The sequence below is a fragment of the Halobacillus sp. BBL2006 genome (assembly GCF_000786645.1).
Taxonomy (GTDB): Bacteria; Bacillota; Bacilli; order Bacillales; family Halobacillaceae; genus Halobacillus.
The window spans coordinates 1-738 of the sequence record NZ_JRNX01000979.1 but is presented as its reverse complement, the minus strand read 5'-3'; the positions used below and the strand labels follow the sequence as shown (position 1 = coordinate 738).

Here is a 738-nt window from a genome sequence, read left to right as displayed (position 1 = left end):
TGTCCTTTGTCAATGGAATACACGGCCCCACGCACAATTTCAGCAATATATGCACCAGCATTGACCGCGATGGCAATAATTGAGGCCGTAATTTTATCAATATTAAAACCTAATAAGTCCGGAAGACCGAAATAGATAAATAGAATTTGAGCCAGAATCGGTGTTCCTCGTAATACTTCCACATAAATCGATGAAATCACATAAATGAATTTGTTTTTTGATAATCGTGCGAGTCCGACAATGGCTCCAAGGATGAAGCCGAAAAGTAATCCTACCCCTGTTATGAGAAGGGTGTATCCTAACCCTTGCCATAAGAAGGGCATGACCCGTACAAAGTGCGAATCTAAAAATGCTTCCATGTGAAGTGACGCCCCTTATCTATGAATGTATTTTTGCCGCGATGTTAGTAAACAGAAGGGAAAAGCGTAACAAGTATTGTACCTGCCACGCTTTTCTGGCTTCATTTATTATTCGGATGCTTCTGTGCCGTATTTACGCTCTCCAAACCATTCTTCGTAAATGTCATCATACGTTCCATTATCGATCAATGTTTGAAGGGCTTCGTTTACGTCACCCACAAGTTCAGATCCTTTTGGAAAAGCGATTCCGTACTGCTCCCCTTGAAGAATATCTCCAACGGTCTTCAGTTCACCTTTAGCGTCATTATTCACATAGTATTTCACGTTAGGCACATCATACATGACGGCATCCACACGGCCAGCTTGAAGGTCCATATAG

Annotated in this window: 2 protein-coding genes; both read right to left on the bottom strand. The window is 41.9% G+C overall.

The features are described from left to right. Window positions 1-359, bottom strand: a 359-nt coding sequence (locus tag LD39_RS21525) for an ABC transporter permease subunit (protein WP_035553980.1), incomplete at its 3' end; no start/stop codon positions are given. Between the two features lie 108 nt (window positions 360-467). Then, window positions 468-738: transporter substrate-binding domain-containing protein (locus tag LD39_RS21520; RefSeq protein WP_035553977.1), on the bottom strand; the 271-nt coding region annotated here is incomplete at its 5' end.